Source organism: Nitrospirota bacterium (assembly GCA_035873375.1).
Classification (GTDB): Bacteria; Nitrospirota; Thermodesulfovibrionia; order Thermodesulfovibrionales; family JdFR-85; genus BMS3Bbin07.
The window spans coordinates 97897-120508 of record JAYWMQ010000052.1 but is presented as its reverse complement, the minus strand read 5'-3'; the positions used below and the strand labels follow the sequence as shown (position 1 = coordinate 120508).

At 45.5% G+C, this 22612-nt stretch carries 20 protein-coding genes; 19 read left to right on the top strand and 1 reads right to left on the bottom strand.

Annotated elements, in window-relative coordinates:
• Nucleotides 1–53: 53 nt before the first annotated feature.
• From asnB to prsR, 11 genes are all read left to right on the top strand, one after another.
• Complete coding sequence (gene asnB, locus VST71_11275) at nucleotides 54–2006, top strand: asparagine synthase (glutamine-hydrolyzing) (GenBank protein ID MEC4686301.1); 1953 nt, start codon at nucleotides 54–56, stop codon at nucleotides 2004–2006.
• Complete coding sequence (locus VST71_11270) at nucleotides 2006–2257, top strand: acyl carrier protein (GenBank protein ID MEC4686300.1); 252 nt, start codon at nucleotides 2006–2008, stop codon at nucleotides 2255–2257. Before asnB ends, VST71_11270 begins: the two co-directional genes overlap by 1 nt.
• A 31-nt stretch (nucleotides 2258–2288) precedes the next feature.
• On the top strand, nucleotides 2289–3839 hold the full coding sequence (locus VST71_11265) for an AMP-binding protein (GenBank protein ID MEC4686299.1): 1551 nt from the start codon (nucleotides 2289–2291) through the stop codon (nucleotides 3837–3839).
• Nucleotides 3836–4828 (top strand): hypothetical protein, encoded by a 993-nt coding sequence (locus tag VST71_11260; protein MEC4686298.1) that lies wholly within the window; start codon nucleotides 3836–3838, stop codon nucleotides 4826–4828. Before VST71_11265 ends, VST71_11260 begins: the two co-directional genes overlap by 4 nt.
• A complete protein-coding gene (locus tag VST71_11255; protein MEC4686297.1) occupies nucleotides 4825–5877 on the top strand; it encodes a GNAT family N-acetyltransferase in 1053 nt (350 codons plus the stop codon). The genes VST71_11260 and VST71_11255 overlap by 4 nt, the downstream gene beginning before the upstream one ends.
• A gap of 31 nt (nucleotides 5878–5908) precedes the next feature.
• A complete protein-coding gene (locus VST71_11250) occupies nucleotides 5909–6760 on the top strand; it encodes an exosortase/archaeosortase family protein (protein ID MEC4686296.1) in 852 nt (283 codons plus the stop codon).
• Complete coding sequence (locus VST71_11245; protein MEC4686295.1) at nucleotides 6733–7377, top strand: EpsI family protein; 645 nt, start codon at nucleotides 6733–6735, stop codon at nucleotides 7375–7377. The genes VST71_11250 and VST71_11245 overlap by 28 nt, the downstream gene beginning before the upstream one ends.
• A gap of 192 nt (nucleotides 7378–7569) precedes the next feature.
• Nucleotides 7570–8205 (top strand): PEP-CTERM sorting domain-containing protein, encoded by a 636-nt coding sequence (locus tag VST71_11240; protein ID MEC4686294.1) that lies wholly within the window; start codon nucleotides 7570–7572, stop codon nucleotides 8203–8205.
• A gap of 399 nt (nucleotides 8206–8604) precedes the next feature.
• On the top strand, nucleotides 8605–9279 hold the full coding sequence (locus VST71_11235) for a sulfotransferase domain-containing protein (GenBank protein MEC4686293.1): 675 nt from the start codon (nucleotides 8605–8607) through the stop codon (nucleotides 9277–9279).
• A gap of 56 nt (nucleotides 9280–9335) precedes the next feature.
• Nucleotides 9336–10667: an alkaline phosphatase family protein gene (locus tag VST71_11230; GenBank protein ID MEC4686292.1), complete on the top strand. Its 1332-nt coding sequence runs from the start codon at nucleotides 9336–9338 to the stop codon at nucleotides 10665–10667.
• A gap of 34 nt (nucleotides 10668–10701) precedes the next feature.
• Nucleotides 10702–12072, top strand: coding sequence for a PEP-CTERM-box response regulator transcription factor (gene prsR, locus VST71_11225; protein MEC4686291.1), 1371 nt, complete (start codon nucleotides 10702–10704; stop codon nucleotides 12070–12072).
• On the opposite strand, the gene VST71_11220 is transcribed toward prsR, so the two are convergent.
• Nucleotides 12057–14393, bottom strand: coding sequence for a GAF domain-containing protein (locus VST71_11220; GenBank protein ID MEC4686290.1), 2337 nt, complete (start codon nucleotides 14391–14393; stop codon nucleotides 12057–12059). The genes prsR and VST71_11220 overlap by 16 nt on opposite strands.
• 575 nt (nucleotides 14394–14968) lie before the next feature.
• Between VST71_11220 and VST71_11215 the strand changes: the two genes are divergently transcribed.
• From VST71_11215 to tsaE, 8 genes are all read left to right on the top strand, one after another.
• The gene (locus tag VST71_11215; GenBank protein ID MEC4686289.1) at nucleotides 14969–15682 is read left to right on the top strand and encodes a RodZ domain-containing protein; all 714 of its coding nucleotides are present in this window, start codon (nucleotides 14969–14971) and stop codon (nucleotides 15680–15682) included.
• A 100-nt stretch (nucleotides 15683–15782) separates the two neighbouring features.
• The gene (locus VST71_11210) at nucleotides 15783–17507 is read left to right on the top strand and encodes an adenosylcobalamin-dependent ribonucleoside-diphosphate reductase (GenBank protein ID MEC4686288.1); all 1725 of its coding nucleotides are present in this window, start codon (nucleotides 15783–15785) and stop codon (nucleotides 17505–17507) included.
• Nucleotides 17508–17535: 28 nt separating this feature from the next.
• On the top strand, nucleotides 17536–18249 hold the full coding sequence (locus VST71_11205) for a pyridoxine 5'-phosphate synthase (GenBank protein MEC4686287.1): 714 nt from the start codon (nucleotides 17536–17538) through the stop codon (nucleotides 18247–18249).
• A gap of 11 nt (nucleotides 18250–18260) precedes the next feature.
• A complete protein-coding gene (acpS, locus tag VST71_11200) occupies nucleotides 18261–18644 on the top strand; it encodes a holo-ACP synthase (protein ID MEC4686286.1) in 384 nt (127 codons plus the stop codon).
• A 286-nt stretch (nucleotides 18645–18930) separates the two neighbouring features.
• Entirely contained in the window at nucleotides 18931–20493 is a 1563-nt protein-coding gene (locus VST71_11195) for an NAD(P)H-hydrate dehydratase (protein ID MEC4686285.1), read from the top strand.
• 35 nt (nucleotides 20494–20528) lie between these two features.
• The gene (gene pgeF / locus VST71_11190) at nucleotides 20529–21224 is read left to right on the top strand and encodes a peptidoglycan editing factor PgeF (protein ID MEC4686284.1); all 696 of its coding nucleotides are present in this window, start codon (nucleotides 20529–20531) and stop codon (nucleotides 21222–21224) included.
• A gap of 86 nt (nucleotides 21225–21310) precedes the next feature.
• Nucleotides 21311–21787, top strand: a complete 477-nt coding sequence (locus VST71_11185; GenBank protein MEC4686283.1) for a CBS domain-containing protein — start codon at nucleotides 21311–21313, stop codon at nucleotides 21785–21787.
• Between the two features lie 332 nt (nucleotides 21788–22119).
• Complete coding sequence (gene tsaE / locus VST71_11180; protein MEC4686282.1) at nucleotides 22120–22596, top strand: tRNA (adenosine(37)-N6)-threonylcarbamoyltransferase complex ATPase subunit type 1 TsaE; 477 nt, start codon at nucleotides 22120–22122, stop codon at nucleotides 22594–22596.
• Nucleotides 22597–22612 lie beyond the last annotated feature (16 nt).

The following is a 22612-nucleotide window of genomic DNA, read 5'->3' as shown; positions in this document are numbered from 1 at the left end:
TCCGGTCATGTCCTGGATAACAATATTACAATTGCTTAGTGCAGGTTCTGTTTATGTGTGGTATATCGGGCATACTTAATTTTAAAGAAGACGGCATTGATCGGGATCTCCTGAAGAGAATGGTGATGATGGCCGCATACCGGGGACCTGACGATTGTGGTCTTTATACAGACAACTGTGTGGGTCTTGCCCATGCCCGGCTGAGTATTATTGATCTTGCCGGAGGACGACAGCCGATACACAACGAGGATGGGTCTCTCTGGGTCACTTTTAACGGTGAAATTTTTAATTACGTGGAATTGAGACAGGAACTGATAAAACAGGGGCACAGGTTTTCAACCGATACCGATACCGAGGTTATTCTGCATCTCTACGAGGAAAAAGGAGAGGATTGTCTCCGGTATTTCAATGGTCAGTGGGCCTTTGCCATCTGGGATAAAAAGAAAAGGAGGCTATTTCTTTCCCGTGACCGTATTGGCGTCAGACCACTGTTTTATACCGTTACCGGCGGGCGGCTGATCTTCGGTTCGGAGATAAAATCCATCCTACTTCATCCAGGGGTTAATAGAGAGGTTGACCTTTACGCCCTTGACCAACTCTTTACATTCTGGGTTACCCTGCCCCCAAGGACTTTTTTCAGGAATATTATGGAACTTCCGCCGGCCCATTACATGATTGTCGAGGATGGAAAAATCAGTATAAGTCAATACTGGCACCTTGATTATGCACAGGATAATAATGGCCTCGGAGAGGTCGTGGATGAAAGGGATTATGCGGAAAGACTCAGGGAGCTTCTTATTGATGCAACACGTATAAGGCTCCGTTCCGATGTCCCTGTTGGAGCATATCTGAGCGGTGGACTTGACTCTGCAGTAGTGACGGCGATGATCAAAAACCACACGACTACGCCACTTAAGACATTTTCTGTAACCTTTGAAGACCCTGAATTTGATGAGAGCGAATATCAGGGGGAGGCGAGCCGTTTTTTCGGTACGGAACATCAGGATATTCGCTGTTCATGTGAGGATATAGCCCGGGTATTCCCGGACGTTATCCGGCATACTGAAAAGCCTGTATTGAGAACTGCCCCTGCCCCTCTCTATATGCTCTCGGGACTCGTCAGGGAGGCGGGATATAAGGTGGTGCTTACAGGTGAGGGCTCTGATGAGATATTTGGTGGATATGATATATTCAAGGAATCAAAGATCAGGAGATTCTGGGCGATGCAGCCGCACTCAAAAATAAGACCCCTCCTTCTTAAAAGGCTTTATCCTTACATGCAAAACCTGCAGAGGCAGTCGCCTGAGTACCTTCAGGCATTTTTTCATGCAAGAACCGGGGACCTTTCCAATCCCTTCTTTTCCCACCTTCCGCGATGGGAGTTGACATCGAGACTGAAGGTCTTTTTTTCTGATACTGTCAAGGCGGAACTTACGTCAGCTGACAGCTACGAAGATTTAAGGGGCATCCTGCCCCCTGATTATTATGGCTGGGACGGCCTTTCTCAGGCCGGGTATCTTGAGACCAAGTATCTACTTCCGGGATACATACTGTCATCCCAGGGTGACAGGGTCTCCATGGCCCACTCTGTGGAGGGGAGGTTTCCTTTTCTGGATCACAGGGTAGTTGAGTTTGCCTCCGGTCTTCCTTCCGCACTGAAACTGAAGGTCCTGAATGAAAAGTATATCCTCAAGCTTTGTGCAGGTGATATGGTTCCACTTTCGGTAAGGAACAGGCCCAAGCAGCCCTACCGGGCGCCTGATGGGAAGAGCTTTTTCAGGCCAGGTTCAGGAAGGGCACGGTTTGAATATATAGAAGACCTCCTGTCCAGGGAGAGGATTAAAGAGTTTGGCGTATTTAATCCGGATATGGTTGAGAGGCTTGTGGATAAATTCAGAAAGGCTCAGGCGATCGGGACAAGGGACAATATGTCACTTGTTGGTATTTTATCAACTCAGTTGTTTATATACCATTTTATCGAGAACTTTACGGGGAGCTCTTTTTAATGGAAGCAATTGGACAGGAACTGCGGCGCTTTGTTGTTGATAATTTTCTTTTTGGGCAGAAGGATGGGTTCATGGATGATGATTCCTTTCTTGAGAATGGGATTATAGATTCAACGGGTGTGCTCGAGCTCGTGGCCTTTTTAGAAAAGAAATATCAGATAGGTATAGAGGATGAGGATCTGGTCCCGGAAAACCTTGATTCCATTATTAACCTTGTCCGGTTCGTTAAGACTAAAATGAGCCGTTCATGAGGGACCGGATTTCATTATAGGGGACGGAGAAATGAGGGTAGAAGAATTTCTCGAGTTGAGCGCTGAGAGGTTTCCGGATAAGTGTGCCCTTACATGCGGGGACAGGAGACTGACATATGGTGAGATAGAGGAGAAGTGCAATCATTTTGCCCATGCCCTGCTTGCTGAAGGAGTTAAGCGTGGAGACCGGGTAGCAGTCTGCCTTGATAATTCAGTGGAGGCAGTTCTGGCCATATTTGCCATCCTGAAGGTTGGAGCCGTATTAATGATGGTCAACCCTACAACCAGGATGGAGAAGCTCACTTATCTCCTGAATAACTCACGGGCCAGGGTTCTGGTTACCCAGGCCAAAAAACTTGCCTTTATCGAGGGCTGCTGGTCTCAAACCCCTCACCTCCGGAGTATTGTTGTAGCCGGGATGGACGGTGTCGATATGTCCAGGAATTTGGGCAAACGTTTTGTATCGCTAAGTGAAGTTTTAGGTCAGCCCACTCGTCCCAGACATCCACTGCCGAAGATGAGTATGGATTTTGACCTTGCTGCCTTGATATACACATCGGGTTCTACCGGAAGGCCGAAAGGGGTAATGATGACACATCATAATATGTCCTCTGCTGCATGGTCTATTACAACCTATCTGAAGAATACAGATGAAGATATCATAATTAATGTCCTTCCCCTGTCTTTTGATTACGGTCTGTATCAGGTCTTGATGGGCTTTAAGATTGGAGGGACTGTGGTGCTGGAGCGTTCTTTCACCTATCCCCACTCAGTGCTCGAGAAGATTGCCAGGGAAAGAGTGACGGGATTCCCGATTGTTCCCACAATCTCAGCCATTCTTTTGCAGATGGACCTGAAGAAGTACGACTTTTCCTCGCTACGTTACATTACTAATACCGGAGCTGCCCTGCCGACAGACCATATATTAAAAATGCAGGAGTTACTGCCCCATGTGGAGATATACTCCATGTATGGTCTGACGGAGTGCAAGCGGGTTTCCTACCTGCCTCCTGAGCAGATCGATACGAGACCCGCCTCGGTGGGAAAGGGGATGCCGGGTGTGAATGTCTATATAGTGGATGAAGAAGACAACAGGGTTGACCCAGGTGTAATAGGAGAGCTTGTGGTATGCGGTTCCAACGTTATGAAGGGATACTGGGGGCTTCCTGAAGAGACGGAAAAAGTGCTCAAGTCGGGAGTTGTTTCAGAGGAGAAGGTTTTATATACGGGTGACCTCTTCTATATGGATGAAGAGGGTTACCTGTACTTTGTTTCCCGTAAGGACGATATAATCAAGACACGGGGTGAAAAGGTCAGCCCCAAAGAAGTGGAAAACGTGCTATACAGTATGGAAGGTGTTTCCGAGGCTGTTGTTGTTGGCGTTCCTGATGAGGTACTGGGAGAGGCCGTTAAGGCAGTAGTGGTGCCAAAAGACGGGGTGGAACTGACCGGTAAGGATATCCTCCGGTATTGCCGGGATCATCTGGAGGACTTTATGGTACCCAAATACGTTGAGATTTGCTCTGCCCTTCCAAAGACTGATACAGGAAAGATCAACAGGAGAGGAATCTCAACCCCATGAAGATTTGCTCTAAATGCGTTCTTCCCGAGACATTTCCCGGTATCCGTTTTAACGGGGAGGGGGTATGCAACTATTGTTTGAATTACGGGGGTATGGAAGGACTCAATAGAGAGAAAGAGAAGTACCGGCAGAAATTTGAAGACCTAATTGCCCGCTGTTCCAGAGGTTCCGGATACGAGTGTCTGGTATGCTTTAGCGGGGGCAAGGACAGCACCTATACCCTTGACCTGCTTAAAAACCATTACGGACTGCGGGTCCTGGCGGTAACCATGGACAATGGCTTCATTTCCCCTGTGGCCATAGAGAATATCAGGAGGATGGTTGAAGGTGTCGGGGTGGACCATATATTTTTCAAACCCCGGTTTGATCTCCTGAAACAGATATTTGCAGGAGCTGCAACAGAGGTTTTTTATTCCGGAAAGACCCTTCAGAGGGCAAGCACAATCTGTACATCCTGTATCAGCATAGTGAAATTTACGGCCCTCAGGATAGCCATAGAGCAGGAGATTCCTTTTGTCGGGTATGGTTGGTCACCCGGGCAGGCCCCTGTACAGTCCTCGGTAATGCGGACCAATCCATCCCTGATCAGGGCTGCCCAGAAAACCGTTCAGGTGCCTCTTGTTGAGAGGTTCGGCCGTGAAGTGAATCATTATTTTCTTGAGGAGCATCACTTTAGGAAAACTGATTTCTTCCCTTATAACATTCATCCCCTTGCCTTTCTGGAGTACAATGAAACGGAGATTTACAAACGGCTTGGTGAGCTCGGATGGGTGAGGCCTGAAGATACTGACCCGAACTCAACAAACTGCCTCCTCAATACATATGCCAATTATGTCCATCAGCAGCAGTTTGGGTATAATCCATATGCATTTGAGATTGCAAAGATGGTCAGAGAAGGGATAATGAGCAGGGAAGAAGGGCTTTACAGGTTTAAAGACCCGCCTCAAAGTGAACAGTTGGATATGATTAAGCAAAGGCTGGGTATATGAAGAAATACAGAATTGTCAAAGCAGATATAGAAAAAAACAGAGATGATCTGCTTCCCGTACTGAAGAGAAATCTTAAGGACATTTCAGAGGAGCGGTATGTCTGGAACTATACTGCATCGCCCCATGGGCAGGCCCACTGCTGGCTGGCAAGTGAAGAAGATTCAGGCAGGTGCGTTGGTTCCGGATCCCTTTTTCCGCGAAGGATATACGTATTGGGTAAGGCAGTATATGGTGCCATAGCCGGTGATTTTGCAGTTGACAGGGAGCACAGGGCATATGGTCCGGCATTAGGACTCCAGAGGACGATCCAGTCGGCTCATAAAGATAACGGCCTTGAGTTTATATATGGTGTTCCGAATAAACTATCAGAGCCGATATTTCTGAGAATAGGTTATTCTGAACTTGGCAAATATAACAGGTATATAAAGATATTAAAGGCAGAGTATAAACTCAGACACTACCTTCCGCCGGCGCCGGTTGCAAGGATATTTTCTGGGATTATAGACCTTGGCTTAAAGGGGTTTTCCAGAGAAAGCAGATACAGAAGACCCCGGAATGTTTCAATTGAGATGCCGGTATTTTTTGATGAGAGATTTGACCTGTTATGGAAGAAGGCTTTAAGTCAGTTTAAAATAGCAGGAGAGCGGAATTCAGAAGCTCTGAGCTGGAGGTATAAAGAATCTCCTCATCACGACTACAGTATTTTTGCATTCATTGACCATGAACAATATATCCATGGATATATTGTTTACTATACAGAGAACAATGCGTGTTATATTGCGGACGTGTTATTTGTTGATGCAGAGTCGATTGGAGACTCACTCTTTGCAGAGTTCATTCTTTATATGAGACGGGAGGGAATTGGTTCCATCTCCATACGCTACCTTGGGGGCGGCATGTTGACCAGGCAGTTAAAGAATTTCGGTTTTTTTCTCGTCAAGGAAGAAGACAGCAGCATGTTGGTTTATAGCGACAAAACATCTCCGTTAACCCCTTACCTGCTTCAAGGGGACAACTGGTATTTTTTAGAAGGAGATCTCGATATATAAATCTGTAAGAACCGGTTCATTTGAAGACTTTATGAAAGATAAATTGCAATCATTTATTTTATTTTCGATTTTGGCAGGAATATCAGTCCTGCTGTTTTATCCCTTCTTTTCAGAACTGAATGCCTACTGGGAGCACGAACGGGAGTCTTCCTATGTTTTTCTGATTCCCCTCTTCTCCGTCTATTTCCTATGGGTTCAGAGGAAGAAGTTGAGAGAATTGCAATTCAACCGGGATGAGCCTTTTTTTTCAAAGGAAGGTCTTGTCCTGTTAGTTTGCGGCCTTGGTTTATTTATTATAGGAAGATATACGTATGTCCTGTTTGCCGAGGCCATTGCATTCGTTGTTATTATCGCAGCTGCCGTTCTCGTTATTTATGGAAAGGATCTGTTCAAAATCACACTTGTTCCCATTCTCTTCCTGTTGTTCATGTTGCCTATTCCCTATCCGATATACTTTGCTGTGGCTGGTCCGCTAAAATATTTTATCGCTTACATGGCGGCAACTCTTCTTTCATTCGTGAATATACCTGTCTTTCTGGAGGGAAACGTTATACACCTTACTTCCATATCCCTGTTAGTCCATGAGACATGCAGCGGGTTGCGGACGGTTATTTCCCTCCTTGCTATTTCCACTGCTTTTGCCTATCTGTTTCTGAAGTCTTACCGTAGCTGGATTGCAATCATTGCTGCAGCAGTGATTGTGGGTATATTCGTAAATGTCTTTAGAATCTTTGGAATAGGGCTCCTTTCTTACATCTACGACAACACGATTGCCATGGATTTCCACAAATATGCATGGGGGCTTGTTACCCCTGCGGGAGTGATAACAATTTTCCTGATAGGTTATATCCTCAGATGGTACGAAGAGCGCAGAGATACATAATAGTCATTGTTATTGTGGGGTTAACCTGTCTGTTTGTTAACCAGGTTCCCTATGGTGATCCCGTTCCGCTTAAACAGGACCTTTCCCTCTTTCCTGTCAATATAGGCAAGTGGACAGGTCAGAAGATATCAGAACAGGTTGCAGGACTGCCTTCTGACACAGGCCAATCACTCTACAGGAAATATACAAGTGAAAAAGGAATGCCCCTGTCTCTCTATATCGGCTACTGGGGGAAATTTCGCCAGGGTTCAGACGTTTTTTCCGGAGACTACCTGGATCCTGGATATATGTGGGATTCTGTTAAAGAGGGAGAGAGGGTTATAGAGATAAAGGGTGAGCGTTTCCCCGTAAGAGAAGTGCTTTTTGCAAAAGGCGACTATAACATCTCACTCCTTTACTGGTATCAGACCCCCCGTGGAGTTACTACAAAAAGGTTCAGGGGACGCCTGCTTTACGGGATTGACGCCATACTTAACCGCAGGACAAATGTGGTTCTGGTAAAGGTATTCTCGGGGCCCTTCAGGTCCGGCAGCGGAAGAAGTCCGTTCGCTATCCAGATGGAGTTTGCTGGAGAAGTTTTTCCCAGGCTGGCAGATTTCCTTAGCTTTGGGAAGTAAAAGTCATTGCGGTGGAGCCGATTGTAAGGTTTTTCATAATGATAGTGTCGGAATTATTTACAAAAAGGTTTGCTGTAGACGTGATGTTTCAGCAAATTCTTTTTAAAAACAGAGACTTGTATTCATGGTACAACAATTGCATAATTTTAAGTATTCTGGTGTGAGTTCAGAATTAAAAGGAGGAATATACTAATGAAGAAGAGATTGTCCATTTTGGTGGTAGGGATTGTGATAATGCTGTTTGCTTCGTTTTCTGTATCAGAGGCATATCCTTTCATTGAAGTCGAGGGGTACGTTTTGCCTGATTATTCTACGTTGTTCGACAACGGGGACGGGACATCTTCCCTTGATGTGATGTACCTCTTTGATGTCGCGTACAGCGCTGGCGGTGCTGAGATGAATTTCCTTTCAGTGGAGTTTGAAAAGGATATCTTTGTTGGTTACAGCTTTACCCTCTCTGACGGCAGTTCTGCCTGGGTCGATCCCAGTGACTGGACGGCAATAATTGATGAGATACCGGATAGCTACTATGTCCTGGCATCTGGAGGTACTACGATAGGAGAAGGGGAGTCGATCAGGGGCATGCTCAACCTGACCCTCTACACTGAGGCCCTGACAAGCGTCAGTTGGTATGACTCGTCAGGTATCTTGCACGACTGGGGCGAGGGGCAGATATGGTCTCAGTCCTGGATGGCGGGTGACACCCTTGGCGGTGGAGATGGTGGTTCCACTGCGGTGCCTGAACCAGGGTCCATGTTGCTTCTTGGCTCAGCATTAGTAGGCGTTGGACTCATGGGGCGGAAGATTCGCAGGACCGGAAGACGGTAACATCGGTTCGCCTAAAGTGGATTTATTAGGAGAAGTTTCGGGGTTTAAGAATTGGAAGATTTTTATTGAAGAATCTATATCTGTTGATTTTGAAGAGGAGACGTGGTTTAAAACCACGTCTCCTTAACGTTTTAGAGTTTTTAAGCCCGTACCTGCCATACCTTGCCATCAGAGTACTGCGTTGACAGAAAAGAACCCCGCTTATTATACCTGCATTATTTCAACAGAAGCCTTAAATGAGCGGGGAGATAAAATCGCTCAAATCCGGTTAAAATAACATACAGGAAGTATTTAAGATTATCGTGAAGCCATCGTGAGGATTTCCGGTCTTTTCTCAGCTTCTCAATTACTTCAAAATTCTTCGCGGATTGTAGACATAATTTAAATAGGAGGAGCTTAATGATGCAAATGCCCGAGTTAACAATTGTAACCGGTTTACCACGCTCAGGTACCTCAATGATGATGAAGATGTTGCAATCCGGAGGCATGGAAATTGTGACAGATAATATCAGAAAGGCAGATGAGGATAATCCTGAGGGCTACTATGAACTCGAGAAAGTGAAAAAGATCAAAGAGGATACTTCCTGGTTGGATGATGTTGAGGGCAAAGTTGTTAAAATGGCTTCTACATTATTGTATGATCTGCCTTCAGATAAAAAATATAGATTGATTTTTATGAAGAGGAATCTGGAGGAGATTTTACTGTCGCAGAGGAAGATGCTTGATAGGATGGGGACTGAGGATAATATTGAGGATGAAGAGATGCGGAGATTGTTCAGTAAACACCTTGAAGAAATAGAGAAATGGTTTTCAGGACAGCAGAATATAGAAGTCCTTTATGTGGACTATAATGATATGCTCAGGAAACCTCAGGAAAATATCCGGATCCTGAACGAATTTTTAAATAATATTCTCGATACGGATCGAATGATTAAGGTAGTTGACGACTCACTATACAGAAACAGGAAGACCGGTGGCATTACAGCACAGGAAGAGGAGCCTGGAGATGTAATTGAAAGTGTAAAGGATGATGAAAAGATCAAGGCACGTCTCAGTGAGCTGGGTTATATGTGATGATCAATTCAGGTAGGTGTAATTTTTACGTATGAGCCAGAGGAGAAACAGGTGTCATGTTAGGAAGTCTCTTTAAAAAGAAAACTAAGAAAGTTGTTGTCCTGGGGCTTGACGGCGTTCCCTGTTCTTTGCTGAACAGGTTTGCTGATGAAGGCATCATGCCTAATATAGCAAGACTGCGGCAGGAGGGGACTCTCTGCAGCATGAATGCCTCAATCCCGGAGGTATCATCAACGTCCTGGAGCACTTTTATGACTGGAGTGAATCCGGGGAGACACGGTATATACGGGTTTACGGAGGTTGATAAGAATACTTATTCGTGGAGATTTCCCAACTTCAATGATCTCAAAAGCAGGACGATATGGGAGATAGCCGGGGATAACGGCAAAAGGAGCATTGTAGTAAATATCCCGTCGACCTATCCGGCAAGACCATTGAACGGAATGCTTGTCTCAGGCTTTGTAGCACTTGACCTCAGGAATGCATCCTATCCTGATACAATGTACCGGTATCTGAGCAGTACCGGATACCGGCTTGACGTGGATGCCGGAAAGGCGGTAAAGTCCATGGATGAATTCACTGATGATATTATCCTGACCTTCAGAAAAAGGATTGAAGCTATAAACTACCTTTATGATTCAGAGGATTGGGACCTCTTTATTGCCGCAATTACAGAGACCGACCGGCTGCACCATTATCTCTGGGCTGCACTGGATGACACATCCCATTCGCAACATGAGTTTTTTATAAGTTTTTATCGGGAGCTTGACAGGTTTATAGGCGCTTTTCATGAAAAGCTTGATTCTGAGATACCCTTTATTATGTTATCTGATCACGGATTCACGGCCATAAAAGAAGAGGTCTATCTGAACGTTTACTTGAAAGAGAAGGGTTATCTGAGTTTCAACAAGAAAGAGCCGGAATCTTTTGGGGCCCTCGACAGTGAATCAAAGGCGTTTGTCCTTGATCCGTCAAGGGTGTATATACACCTGAAAGATAAGTTTGCTCGTGGCTGTGTTGAAAAAAACAGTTACGAAGACCTCAGAAATGCAATTAGAGAGGACCTGCTATTGTTGAAAATAGATGGAGAGAGTGTTATAAAGGATGTCTTTTTCAAAGAGGAGTTATATAGCGGGGAATGTATGCCTGAGGCCCCCGACCTGATTGTGCTGTCCACTGAGGGGTATGACCTGAAAGGATCGATAAGGAAGAATGAGCTGGTCGGCAAGGGGGGGGCATTTACCGGAGGACATACACGGGGGAATGCCACCTTTTATATAAACAGGCCTGCAGGTTGTGATGCACCTGATATAATCGATGCAGGGGTTACTGTATTAAAATTGCTTGACATCAATACAGACGGACTTGATGGGAAACCACTGGTGTAAAAAACTAAAATTTGGCCGCTGAAATTGGTTACAAATGGAAAAGCTATTAATAGTTGAAGACAGCGAAGAGATAAGGGAGCAGCTTAAATGGGGCTTTAAAAAAGAGTATTCCCTCCTTCTTGCAGAAGATTGCAATAGCGCCCTCTCTCTCTTTAAGAAGCATCAACCAAAAGTGGTAACCCTTGATCTCGGTCTGCCGCCTCACAGGGACGGAACAGAGGAGGGGTTCAGGTCTCTTGAGGGGATACTCAATATCCATCCCTTTACCAAGGTTATAGTAATAACAGGAAATGACGATAGAGAAAATGCCCTCAGGGCTATTCACGTAGGGGCGTATGACTATTATCAAAAACCGATAGACCTTAAAGATTTGGGGGTTAGTGTAAGCAGGGCTTTTCACCTATATAACATTGAACAAGAAAATCGCAGTTTGCGGCATGCCCTTGATAAGAAGGCAATTAAAATGGGTGGCATGGTGGGGCAGTGCTCTGCGATCTCAGAGGTATTTTCAACTATCAGGAAGGTGGCCCCATCTGATGTTTCGGTGCTGATCCAGGGTGAAAGCGGGACAGGCAAGGAACTGGTTGCAAGGGCTATACATTCCTTGAGTCTGAGAAAGGACGGCCCCTTTGTCCCGATAAACTGCGGTGCTATCCCGGAGAACCTCCTTGAGTCAGAACTCTTCGGACATGAAAAGGGGGCTTTTACAGGGGCCAATACTCAGGTGCTGGGAAAAGTTGAATATGCCCGGGAGGGGACTCTTTTTCTTGATGAGATAGGTGAGCTGCCCGCCAATCTTCAGGTAAAACTACTGCGGTTTCTGCAAGAGAAGACCCTTCAGCGTGTAGGTGGGAGGGTAGATATTCATGTGGACACAAGGATAATTGCTGCCACAAATGTTGATATATCAGAGGCTATAGAAAAGGGACAATTCAGAGAAGACCTCTATTACAGGATAGGTGTTCTAATGATTAAGCTCCCGCCCTTGAGGGAACGGGGGGGGGATATAATGCTCCTTGCCAATCTCTTTCTGATGAGATTCAGCGAGGATTTCAGAAAAAAGTTGAAGGGTTTTAGTGCTTCCTCGATGGATCTGCTGCAGTCTTATGAGTGGCCTGGTAATGTGAGAGAACTCGAAAACAGGATACAGAGGGCCGTTGTCATGTCTGAGGATTCAGTTGTAGAACCTGAAGACCTTGGGTTTAAAACACGTTCAGGCCAAAGTGTCTCCACATTTGCAGGCATGACCCTTAGAGAGGCAAGGGACAGAGTCGAAAAAGATGTGATACTTACTGCGATTGAGAAGCACAAGGGAAACATTGCTAGGGCTGCCGGAGAGCTTGGTATTAGCAGGCCAACCCTCTATGACCTTATGAAAAAGCATGGTCTTTATAGTGCGTCCTGAAGCTCCTGCAGTACCATTTCAAGCGCCGCAACTACCTTGGGGTCATAGATGGTGACTGAGCCTTTCCTGATTTCCTCCAGTGCCTGATCCCTTGTGAGGGCTTCTTTATATGGCCTCTCTGTGATCATTGCACAGAAGGCGTCCACTACGGAAAGGCTCCTTGAGATTAAGGGTATGTCATCGCCTTTTAATCCATCCGGATATCCGCTGCCGTCGTATCTCTCATGATGGTGCAGGATTGCCGCCTTAACATACTCGGAGAATTCGAAACTATTGAGCAGGCCCACTGTGGTATAAGAGTGGACTTTTAGTATGCGATGCTCTAATGGTGAAAGTTCTTTCTTTTTCAGTATGCTGTCATCAATAAGCATAAGACCGAGGTCGTATATCATGGATATGTATATCGCTGCCCTCCTGTCTTCCTCGCTTACCCCCAGTTTATACATTATCCTGGACATCAGTTCCTGAATGAAGCTGTTCTTCTTGTGGTACCTCTTCTCAGCATTTATAAGACTGTCGAATGAGCTGATGAATTGCTTAAAGTCATCCTCATTGTAATCGTTGCTGTAGAGTCTTTCAATGAAGTGGGTTATCCTTTCGCACAATAACGACGCAATGTAAAGGTCCTGTTTTGTGAAGGGTTCCGCTGTTTTCTTATTGTTAAGGTTTAACACCCCTATTACTTTATTATCTGTCTTTAGAGGTAGAGAGAGGAGGGATTTTGTATTATACTGCAGAATGTTCCTTTTTTCAAAGCGTGGGTCGCTTTCTATGTCCTCAATTAATAGTGGTTTTCCTTCGAGGGCGACCCAGCCGGCAACCCTGTCTCCGAGCTTTATCCTTGTCCGCTTTATAACGTCCTCATCCAGTCCCCTTGCGCTCTTTATCCTGAGTTCACCCGTTAATTCATTGCTAAGCATTATTGAACATGTATTAAGGCCTAACAACTCTGATATAAACTCTATAAACAACTCCATAGTGGTATCAACAACAGCCTCAACATGTTCTCTTTTACTCTTGGGAATGGTAATGGATACAAGGAAAGCATCCTCGGTATTTTCTGCTGCAAGGTTCCATTTATGAAACTCAGCGACCCTTTTTGCAAGGTAAAGCTTTAACTTTTCTTCAGGCTGGTCCATATGGAAGAGGTGCCTTGAGTTAATGAGATAAGGCAGTATTGCCTGTGGCAGCCTCCTGGAAAGGGTCATTTTTACCCTTACAAAATCATCCTCCTCTGCCGTAATTCTTATGGACTCACCCCTTTCAAGGTAGTAACTTAATCCTTCTATCAGATTAATGAAGAATTGGACAACCCGTATCTTGTCTCCAACAATGTCCGATATGCCATCTTTTATGTCTATCTTCAGTTGCAGATTTTTTCGTGCGAGTATAACCTTCAGAGACTTTGAGTTTAATATCTCATCCAGGATGTCTGCAAGATTTATAATACTTTTTTTTACTACCCGCACCTCGTCTTCAAGTCTGAGAAAATCAAGCAGGTTTTCAACAATGGAGATAAGCTTGCCGGTCTCATTTGAAATAATATTATGAAACTCCTTTTGTTCGTCCTCTGCCATTTTTACGGATTGCTGTAGATAGTATATGGCTCCCTTGATTGAATTAAGGGGTGTGCGCAGTTCATGGGAGATATTGGCAATGAATTCAGTCTTTGCTACATCCGTCTCTATAAGCTTCCTGTTAATATTCTCAAGTTCAGTAGCCTTTAACTTCAGTTGCTTCATCAGGAAGGCATTTTCAAGGGCAATGGCTGCCTGGTTCGCAATAATTGTGATAAGGTCGAACTCGTCTTCTGTAAAAGGTGTCCCGTCCCTTTTGTCGTTTATGTTGAGGACACCATGCAGCTTGTTTTTGCTTACGATTGGACATGAAATAAAAGACAGTGTTTTATAACGGTCCCTCTTCTTTTCATTAAACCTTGTATCGTTCTCTATATCTTCAACAAGTACGGGAATGAGGGTCTTTGCCACAGTACCTGCTATTCCTTCTCCTATCTTTATTCTGTAAGTCTTGATGAGTTGAATATCTATACCCCTTGCGGCAAGGATATACAGTTCCCCCCGGTCGTTTGTTAACATCAGGGAGCCTTTTTCGGCGTTTGTGTAGTTGATTGCAAGGTCAAGCATGAGGTTTGCTATAGCAGTGATGTCGTCTGTGATGACTATAGCGCTGGATATTTCCTGAAGGATTGAGAACTTTTTTTCAAAAAGCTCCGGATTTTCCATCAGATGATTATTATAAACCATTTTAGCCATAATTAGGGAGTCCGGTTTTTCTGGGTCAGCGGTTTGTGTTTGTTTCATCCTCAACCTCCCCGTTACTGAAGATGGATTATAGATTTTCACTTCACTTTGTTCCGGCTTGTCATCATGGATGTTTTTTATTCATGACTGTACACGTATTAGTTTGCAATATCTGTGCCGACATCCAGGATTAGAGTTTTTGTTAAGCTTTTCAAAGGGTTTTGATCTGTGAGAAAGTTCAGAATGGATATAGTGTTGGAAATCTTTACATAAACAAAAAGGTTGAACCTGCTCTTTTTTATATCAAACAAGATGTTTTTACAAAATCGAACCATTTTTTAACGATTAGGTGTAGACAAAAGTTTTTTTCTTTGTTATTCTCATAAAGAGTAACATTATTATGTATTAATCCTATCTGATATTCTACAGAAAAAGTTTTAGGGGGCGGAGTTTAAATCAAGATAGAGGAGTGTACTCCTCTATCTTGACCGTGTAGCCGGAGCAGCATTTTTGACCCACCTTTTATTAATTTTTGTTAACCTCCCGAAAATTAATAAAAAAATCCTTGATTTTTCCCAGAAGTTTATATATACTTTAAGTAAGTCATAAAAGATCCCTGTAATCAAGGTGGAGTTTTGTTAGGAGAGTATCTCAAAAAACACCGTGAAGAAGCTAATCATACCCTGAAAGAGATATCCTTGATAACAAGAATACGCTGTGAGTATCTGAAGGCGCTTGAAAACGAGGAGTTCGGGAAGATACCGGGTGAGTTCTTTGTTAAGGGATATATAAAAGAGTTTCTGAAGGCCATTTCAATTGAGCCCTCAGAGGCCATCAGGCTTTATGAAGAACAAATGAAGGCGAACTTAGCAGCTCAGGAGCCTTTACCACCCCCGCGCAAAAAAAAGTTGCCCCCGCAGGTTTTTCTATATCCGTTAGTCGTTCTGTTAATTGTTGTCCCGTTGATTATGCTGTATCCTCATAATAAAAGCCCTGAGGATTTAAATGGGAAAGTAAAAAAAGAGAGTAGAATAGACAGGGTTGTGACCATGATACCAAATCCTGTTGCCCCTGCAGAGGCTGATTACACAAATGAGCATGTCCTTGAGATCACGGCTGTAGAAGATACATGGATATACCTTAAGATTGACGATAATCTGAGTTACTCGATGATCCTGGAACCGGGCCAGAAGAGGATATGGACAGGAGACCGGCAGTTCTTTCTCAAGGTAGGCAATGCAGGCGGCATAAGGCTGACTTTTGATGGCAAGGAAATAGGGGCTCCCGGAAAGAGGGGCCATGTTGTAAAATTAACCCTTCCTCAGGATATCAAAGAAATCAAAGAATAGGGATTTTTAATTTAGCCACAGATTCAGCTCTGTTTTTCGGTGCAATTCGATCCGCGGCTTAAACTTAAGTTTTTCTCCTTTTTCTGCTATAATTTATCCCATGCTTAACCTTACCGAGAATGCGCTCCGTGTGCTGCGGGCCCGATATCTGCTTAAGAACGAAAAGGGAGAGATCATAGAGTCGCCGGAAGGAATGTTCCGCCGTGTTGCCTCCCATGTAGCACGTGCAGAAGATTTTTACGGAGAGGAGCCCCGGGCTTGGGAAGAGAGGTTCTTCACCTTGATGAGTGATCTAAAATTCCTGCCAAACTCACCGACTCTGATGAATGCCGGTAAGGAGATTGGACAGCTTGCTGCCTGTTTTGTCCTACCGGTTGATGACTCGATGAAGAGTATCTTTGATACACTGAAAAACACTGCCCTCATCCTTCAAAGCGGGGGTGGAACAGGTTTCTCCTTCTCCAGACTCAGGCCCAGGTCTGATATCGTCAGGACTACCGGAGGGATTGCCAGCGGCCCGGTCTCCTTCATGAAGATATATAACACCGCCACTGAGGTGATAAAACAGGGTGGTGCCAGGAGGGGCGCCAATATGGGTATCTTGAGGATTGATCACCCTGACATACTCGATTTTATAGAGGCCAAGAGGAGCCAGGGGGAACTGACTAATTTCAATATATCCGTGGCCGTTACCGATGCCTTTATGGCGGCGCTCAAAAAAGACACGGAGTATGAACTTGTTAATCCAAGAACAGGCAGGCCGGTTGGCAGGCTCCGTGCCCGTAAGGTCTTTGATGCTATTGTCAGGAGTGCCCATGAGACAGGGGATCCGGGGCTTGTCTTTATAGACCGGATAAATAGATTCAATCCCACCCCCCACCTTGGTGAGATAGAGAGTACCAACCCTTGCGGTGAGCAGCCGCTTCTGCCATATGAGGCCTGTGTGCTCGGCTCAATGAACCTCTCAAAATATGTGCGTAATTCAATAGTTGATAACCCTGAAGGTACCCCTGTCATTGATTATGAAAGTCTAGGAGAGGATATAAGGGTTGCTGTCAGGTTTCTTGACGACTGCATCGATACTAACAGGTATCCACTGCCCGAGATTGAAAGGATGCACAAGGGTAACAGGAAGATAGGTCTTGGAGTGATGGGCTGGGCGGACATGCTCATACTCCTTGGTATCCAGTATAATTCAGAGCAGGGCTTCAGGCTTGCCAGAGAGGTGATGAGATTTATACAGACAAGGTCAAAGGAGGCTTCGGCTGAGCTTGCAGGGAAGCGGGGTGTTTTCCCTAACTTTAAGGGGTCGATTTATGATGCCCCTGATATGCCAAAGGTGAGGAATGCAACGACCACAACAATTGCACCCACAGGCACTATCTCCATAATTGCAGACTGCTCAGGCGGTATAGAACCCATCTTTGCCCTTGCCTACAGGAGGCTCATCCTCGATACAGAGTTGATAGAAGTCAACAAGTACTTTTTTGCTCTTGCCGGGAAGCTCGGTTTCTATTCTCGGGAGCTTGAGAAGAAGGTGCTGATGAAGGGCAGGCTGAGGGGAATAAAGGAGGTGCCGGCTAAGATAAAGAGGCTGTTTAAGACCGCGCACGAGATCCCGCCGAAAGACCATATAGAGATGCAGGCAGCCTTTCAGGAGTATACTGATAATGCGGTCTCAAAGACGGTTAATCTTCCAAAGAGCGCAAAGAGGGTGGATGTGGAGAAGGCTTTTCTGCTGGCATATGAGAAGGGATGCAAGGGGGTAACGGTCTTCAGGTATGGTGCCCGGAAAGCCGGTACGCTCATGAGATTGAGGGAGTAGAGATTTGGAGATTGAGGAGGTTTTTAAGATGATTCTTGGAGTTAATGTTGACCATATTGCTACATTGAGACAGGCCCGCAGGACCTTTGAGCCGGACCCTGTTATGGCTGCCACACTTGCCATACTGGGTGGAGCTGATGGAATAACCGTTCACCTCAGGGAGGACCGCAGGCATATTCAGGACAGGGATCTGAGGCTGCTCAGGGATATGGTGCCTGTGGAGTTGAACCTTGAGATGGCTGCCACAGATGAGATGATAGAGACTGCGATACAGATCAAACCTGACCTTGTCACTATCGTGCCTGAAAAACGCGAGGAACTGACAACCGAGGGAGGTCTTGACCTGCATGTACCGGGGAATAAGCTTCGTGATGCTGTTCAACGTTTAGGAAAAGAAGATATCCCCGTGAGTTTTTTCATAGCCCCTTCCATAGTTGATGTGGATGTTGCAAAGGAGATAGGGGCTGCCATGGTTGAGGTCCATACAGGGCATTATGCAAACTCGAGGGGTGAGGAGCAGCGTGAAGAGTTGAAGAAGGTAATAGCTTCAATCGAGAGGGCACGGCTTAATGGTCTTTATGCAAATGCAGGGCACGGCCTTACATATTACAACATCAGGCCGGTTGCATCCATTGAAGGTCTCAGGGGACTTTATATAGGGCACAGCATTATATCAAGGGCAGTCCTTGTTGGGATGGAGAGGGCTGTAAGGGAGATGAAGGCGATTGTGGATCGACAGTAGTCAATAATCAAATGATACACGGAACAGGCATTGATATAGTGGATGTGCAGAGGCTTGAGCAGGCTATCAGGAGATGGGGAGAGAGGTTTGTTGAACGGGTTTTTACGCCTGAGGAGATTACTTACTGTTCAGGAAAGGCAAACCCCTATAATTCCTATGCAGCCCGTTTTGCAGCAAAAGAGGCATTTATAAAGGCACTGAAATCCAGTGTGCCCATTCCTCTTAAAGAGATAGGTGTGATAAACAGAGGCTCGGGTCAGCCTGAGATCAGGCTTTATGGTAATGCCGGTGTACTGTTTGCCGAACTGTTTCGTAATGGAAGGATTCATCTCAGTCTCAGTCATGACAGGGGGTGCAGTATTGCATCTGTGGTTATAGAGGTGAGTGATTTGTGAAGATAATGTCCTGTTAACAAGGATATGGAAAAGGATACGAACACAGCGTTTTCACTCATTCTCGTCCCGGCGTCCAGCCGGGACTCCGAGGTAATTATCACGCCTCATCATCCGGGTGAGGCAAAAGTGATAATTAAAACCGTTCAAACGCTATGTCCGTGTCCTTTTCCAAGAGTTGACAGGTTTTCTTTATGTAATCCTGGGTAGTAGCTATTACTTACATGTTTCGACAAAGTGTGTATTTTGAGTTATATAAACGTGGTTAAAAAAGGAGATCAGGTGTTGTATGAAGGTTGTTGATGCTCAACAGATGAGGGAGATTGACAGGCAGACTATTGAGGACTATGGTATTGCGTCTGCTGTTTTGATGGAGAGGGCAGGGCTGTCTGTTGTAAACAGGATCAAGCAGTTCTTTGACAGGTCAGTGAGGGTTCTCGTCCTTGCCGGAGGCGGCAATAATGGTGGGGATGGTCTTGTAGTGGCACGGCTCCTTCATAATGAGGGATGGGATGTCAGGGTCTTCCTGATTTCATCCCCGGAGAAACTTTCCCCTGATTGTCTCAGGCAGTATGAGACGGCCAAAAAGATGGGAGTCAGGATTTTTACGGAAAAACTTCCAGACTCAAAAGACCTCCGTGACTCACTTGTGATTGATGCAATATTAGGGACAGGATTGAACAAACCCCTCAGGGGGGAGATATCCATTCTCGCTGACAGGGTTAACAGGGCACAGGCCGATGTGGTGGCCGTTGATATTGCCACGGGTGTATCCTCTGATACCGGAAAAATCATGGGGACTGCCGTAAGGGCGGCTTTTACCGTTACTTTCGGTCTTCCAAAGGTGGGACATGTCATCTATCCAGGGGCGGAATATACAGGGAGACTCTTTGTTGAGGATATCGGGTTTCCTCCGGCACTCCTGAACTCTGAATCCATTCCACTGGAGCTGATTGAGAAGAAACATGTCGCATTGCTGTTGCCTGAAAGGTTGAAAAACTCCCATAAAGGTGATTACGGACATGTGCTCGTTATTGGCGGGTCTGTGGGAAAGACAGGGGCGCCTCTCCTCTCTGCAAGGGCAGCACTGAGAAGCGGGGCAGGACTTGTTAGCATCGGGACCCCTGAAAGGATTGTGGATTCACTGATGGCCTCCGTGCTTGAGGAGATGACCCTGCCATTGCCCTCGACTGCGTCAGGCACTGTATCCAGGGAAGCAGCCCGGACTGTGCTGGATTTCCTGCATGAGAGGGCTGATGTACTTGCAATCGGTCCCGGACTCTCTACGGATAGGGAGACCGTGGAGTTTGTCCTTGAGACCATCAGCAACTCACCTGTGCCCATGGTGGTTGATGCCGATGGCCTGAATGCGCTCTCAACACTTGAGTATAAAGATATTGTAGTGTTTTTGAATAAAGTGCGTGCACCCGCTGTCCTTACACCCCACGCAGGAGAGATGTCCAGGCTTGTCAGGATGAGCATCTCTGATATAGCGGATGATTTAATCGGGGTGGCAATGAGATTTTCCCGCGATACAGGGTGCTGCCTTGTCTTAAAAGGAGTCCCCACACTGATAGCGACCCCGGAAGGGCAGTGCTTTATCAATACAACCGGGAATCCCGGAATGGCTACTGCCGGAACCGGAGATGTCCTTACAGGTATCATAGCCTCATTTACAGGGCAGGGTCTGCAACCCGCAGAAGCGGCGCTGACAGGGGTGTATCTCCATGGACTGACAGGTGATATTGTTGTAAAGGGTACAACAGGGTATGCCTTTACAGCCAATGACCTCATAAATGGTCTTTTTAGGGGGTTCCAATCGCTTTTATCTGATTTGCAACCGTACAAATAGTATAAAATAGTAAGGATGCTGCTCCATGAACCGAGATGATAATACCTGAAAACCTTAAAATCTCCGGACTGTCGGCTTTCTTTACAGATCGTAATGCAGGGATAGGGACGGGCCTTTTATCTCACTTATCCGGTATTCCGGAGGAAGCCCTGTATATGCCCGTTCAGCAACATACGGACCTCGTGTTAGTGCTTGAGGAGTTTTGTCGTCCTGAGACGGCTGATGCCGTTGTGACGGCAGTTAGAGGAATCCTCATAGGCGTAAGAGTGGCTGATTGTGTTCCCATCCTTGTGTATGACAGGGAAAAGGAGATTGCCGGTGTTGTTCATGCCGGCTGGCGGGGGACTGCTAAGGGGATACTCGGAAAGACCATCAAGGTAATGGCGGATAGATTTTCTTCGAGGGTTGATGATATATTAATTGCCTTTGGCCCGTCTATCAGGGGATGCTGCTATGAAGTTAGCGAAGGTGTCCTCTCTGCAGTTGAAGCTGCCACAGGAGAGGGTGATTATATCCTGAGAAAAGGGAATAAGGGTTATATGGATCTTGCGTTTGCAAACAGATTCCAGGCCCTTTCAATGGGGGTTCCTGAGGGGAATCTCTGGATGTCAGGGGAGTGTACGTACTGCCTTCCCGAGAGGTTTTTCTCATACAGGTATTCAAGGACAGGGAAGAGGCAGGGAGGGTTTATTGGATTGACTATTGACTATTACGGAAACGTAAACCGGTGACGAAGCCCGTTTTGTTTGGAGGTTACGTAGTTTGTATTTTCTGACGTTACCGACAGACGTTTTGCGATAATCTAAGGAGGATATAAATGGAAACAGAAGATGTGAAGAGGGCAAGAGATATTATGAACAGGAAGGTTATAACCGTAAGGCCTGATACCTCTGTGGAGGAGCTCGGCAGGCTCTTCATTGAGAAGAATATTTCAGGTGCACCAGTAATTGATGAAAATGGGAACCTCTATGGTATTGTTACAGAGAATGACCTGATCAGTAAGGAGAAGCGTTTTCACATCCCCACTATAATCAGAATATTCGACGCCATTATCCCCCTTCAGAGTGATGCAGCAGTTGAGAGAGAGATAAAAAAGATGGCTGCCACAACCGTTGGGGATATATGCACAAGAGAGGTTATAACAGTGGATGAAGATGCGACTATTAATGACATTGCCACTATCATGACCGGGAAGAAGATACATCTCCTCCCTGTACTAAAGGAAGGAAAGCTGGTGGGGATAATCGGGAAAAAGGATGTAATAAGGGCTATTGCCGGAGAGGCCAGGACATAAACAATCCGCAGATTACACAGATTGCGCAGATCTGACAGGATAAAAACAAAAGAATAGAATCAAGCCTGACAGGATTAACAGGATTAACAGGATAAAAATGAAGAAGAGGATAGTTTTTTCTTGTTTTTTTAAAAGAAAGAAGAAAATCCTGTAAATCCTGTCTAAAAAAGTAGTTTCGTTTTTTATCCGTAAGCCGTAGAGAAGAAAGAGAAGTTATTGATTATCCTGTAATCCAGTCTAAGATGTTGAAGTATTACAGTTTTTTTATTTTTTTCTTGAAATCAGCGAAATCTGAGTAATCTGCGGATAGAATTCCCGGAGTTATTCTGTACATGAATACAAAGTTTACAGTAGAGACCTCCAATGAGAGGGAGACCATTAACACAGGCGAGAGGCTTGGCAGGATTCTCGGGAAAGGAGATATCGTCTGTCTGTATGGAGACCTTGGAGCCGGCAAGACTACTTTTGTCAAGGGTATTGCCCGGGGCCTTGGCATCGAGGAGCGGGAGATAACAAGCGCAAGTTTTGTTATAATTGCAGAGCATTACGGGCGGATCCCTCTCTACCACATAGACCTCTACAGGGTTTCAGGTGGAGATGATGTTCAGGACCTTGGGCTTGAGGAGTATCTTGACGGGGAGGGAGTCGCTGTGGTGGAGTGGGCGGAGCGGTTGACGGGCTGGGACTGTTCATTCAGGGTGGATATTAAGTTCCTGGATGATGTGAGGAGAGAGATAACAATAAGCGGGAGTCGGGAAAGGATAGAGGCTTTGGAGTGCGGATTTTCAGGTTTTAAAGAAGAACTATAATTTCTCGCAGAGGCGC